Here is a 2,755-nt window from a genome sequence, read left to right as displayed (position 1 = left end):
AAGGTCGCCGACATGTACACGACGTTCCAGGCGTGCCGCGCGTACCTGTATGCGGTCGGCCGCCATCTCGACTCGGCGGGCAGCGACCACATTCGCCAGGTGCGCAAGGACTGCGCGGGCGTGATCCTCTACACGGCCGAGAAGGCGACGTGGATGGCTGGCGAGGCGATCCAGATCCTCGGCGGCAACGGCTACATCAACGAATACCCGGTCGGCCGCCTGTGGCGCGATGCGAAGCTCTACGAGATCGGTGCCGGCACGAGTGAGATCCGCCGGATGCTGATCGGCCGCGAGCTGTTCGCGGAAACGATGTAACGCCCCACGTCACGGAACGGAGCCCCGTCGATGCCGATCATCGAATCGAAACTGAACCCGCGTTCGGAAGACTTCCGCGCGAATGCCGCGGCGCTCGAGGCGGTCGTCGCCGACCTGCGCGTGAAGATCGAACAGCTCGCGCAGGGCGGCGGCCAGGCCGCGCGCGACAAGCACCTGTCGCGCGGCAAGCTGCTGCCGCGCGATCGCATCGCGCAACTGCTCGATCCGGGCGCGCCGTTCCTCGAGTTCTCGCAACTCGCGGCGAACGGCATGTACAACGACGACGCGCCGGGCGCGGGCGTCATCACCGGGATCGGGCGCATCGCCGGCCGCGAATGCGTGATCGTGTGCAACGACGCGACGGTCAAGGGCGGCACCTACTACCCGGTCACAGTGAAGAAGCACGTACGCGCGCAGGAAATCGCCGCGGAAAACCGGCTGCCGTGCGTGTACCTCGTCGACTCGGGCGGCGCGAACTTGCCGAACCAGGACGACGTGTTTCCCGATCGCGACCACTTCGGCCGCATCTTCTTCAACCAGGCGACGATGTCGGCGGCGGGGATCGCGCAGATCGCCGTCGTGATGGGCTCGTGCACGGCCGGCGGCGCATACGTGCCGGCGATGAGCGACGAGTCGATCATCGTGAAGGACCAGGGCACGATTTTCCTCGGCGGGCCGCCGCTCGTGAAGGCCGCGACCGGCGAGGAAGTGAGCGCCGAGGATCTCGGCGGCGGCGACGTGCATACGCGCCTGTCGGGCGTGGCCGACCATCTCGCGCAGAACGACGCGCATGCGCTGTCGATCGCGCGCAACATCGTCGGTCACCTCGCGCCGAAGATCGCGCCGCCGCTCGCGCTGCGCGAGCCGAAGCCGCCGCGCTACGACGCGAAGAGCCTGTACGGCGTGATTCCGGTCGATACGCGCAAGCCGTTCGACGTGCGCGAGGTGATCGCGCGCATCGTCGACGATTCGGAATTCGACGAATTCAAGGCGCGCTTCGGCACGACGCTCGTCACGGGCTTCGCGCACATCTGGGGCCATCCGGTCGGGATCGTCGCGAACAACGGCATCCTGTTCTCCGAATCGGCGGTGAAGGGCGCGCATTTCATCGAGCTGTGCTGCCAGCGCAAGATCCCGCTCGTATTCCTGCAGAACATCACGGGCTTCATGGTCGGGCGCAAGTACGAGAACGAAGGCATCGCGCGGCATGGCGCGAAGATGGTGACGGCCGTGTCGAACGCGAAGGTGCCGAAGTTCACGGTGATCATCGGCGGCTCGTTCGGCGCCGGCAACTACGGGATGTGCGGCCGCGCGTTCGGCCCGCGTTTCCTGTGGATGTGGCCGAATGCACGGATCTCCGTGATGGGCGGCGAGCAGGCCGCATCGGTGCTCGCGACCGTGCGTCGCGATGGCATCGAGGCGAAGGGCGGGTCGTGGTCGGCCGAGGAAGAGGACGCGTTCAAGCAGCCGATTCGCGACCAGTACGAGCGCCAGGGCCATCCGTATTACGCGAGCGCGCGGCTGTGGGACGACGGCGTGATCGATCCCGCGCAGACGCGCGACGTGCTCGGGCTCGGCCTGGCCGCGTCGATGAACGCGCCGATCGACGACACGCGCTTCGGCGTGTTCCGCATGTAACGCCCGGGAGGACTGACCGATGCGATACGAAACGATCAAGGTAAGCGAAGCCGGCCGCGTGGCGACCGTCACGCTCGCGCGTCCCGACGTGCGCAACGCGTTCAACGAGACGACGATCGCCGAGCTGACCACCGCGTTCGAATGGCTCGATGCGCACGAAGGCGTGCGCGCGATCGTGCTGGCCGCGGAAGGCGCCGCATTCTGCGCGGGCGCGGACCTGAACTGGATGAAGAAGATGGCCGGCTACTCGGACGACGAGAACCGCGCCGATGCGCGCAAGCTCGCGCGCATGCTCGAAGCGATTTATCGCTGCGGCAAGCCGGTGATCGCGCGCGTGCATGGCGACGCGTATGCGGGCGGCGTGGGCCTCGTCGCGGCGGCCGACATCGCGATTGCCGCCGACGGCGTGAAGTTCTGCCTGTCGGAAGCGCGGCTCGGGCTGATTCCCGCGACGATCGCGCCGTATGTCGTGCGGGCGATGGGCGAACGTGCGGCGCGGCGCTACTTCACGACGGCCGAGGTGTTCGACAGCACGCGTGCCGCGTCGCTCGGGTTCATTCACGATGCGGTGCCGGCCGACGCGCTCGACGAAACGGTCGCGAAGCTGGCGGCGACGCTGGTCGCGAACGGCCCCGACGCGGTGAAGGCGTGCAAGCGGCTCGTCGCCGACGTGGCCGGCCGCGCGCTCGACGCGACGCTGATCGAGCAGACCGCCGAGTGGATCGCGAAGACCCGTGCCGGCGCGGAAGCGCGCGAAGGGATCGCATCCTTCCTCGAAAAGCGCACGCCGTCGTGGCGTGAA

3 protein-coding genes are annotated in these 2,755 nt (G+C 68.0%); all 3 read left to right on the top strand.

Annotation, left to right across the window (positions count from 1 at the left end):
• On the top strand, positions 1-315 hold a 315-nt coding region (locus tag JMF90_RS32305), incomplete at its 5' end, for an acyl-CoA dehydrogenase family protein (protein WP_268906078.1).
• Positions 316-345: 30 nt separating this feature from the next.
• Complete coding sequence (locus tag JMF90_RS32300) at positions 346-1,953, top strand: carboxyl transferase domain-containing protein (RefSeq protein WP_011546951.1); 1,608 nt, start codon at positions 346-348, stop codon at positions 1,951-1,953.
• 19 nt (positions 1,954-1,972) lie between these two features.
• Positions 1,973-2,755: enoyl-CoA hydratase/isomerase family protein (locus JMF90_RS32295; RefSeq protein WP_011546952.1), on the top strand; the 783-nt coding region annotated here is incomplete at its 3' end.

It is taken from the genome of Burkholderia sp. E168m23 (assembly GCF_016586125.1).
In the GTDB taxonomy this organism is placed as follows: Bacteria; Pseudomonadota; Gammaproteobacteria; order Burkholderiales; family Burkholderiaceae; genus Burkholderia; species Burkholderia orbicola.
The sequence above is the reverse complement of the archived record's forward strand: the minus strand, read 5'-3'. Positions and strand labels throughout refer to the sequence as shown.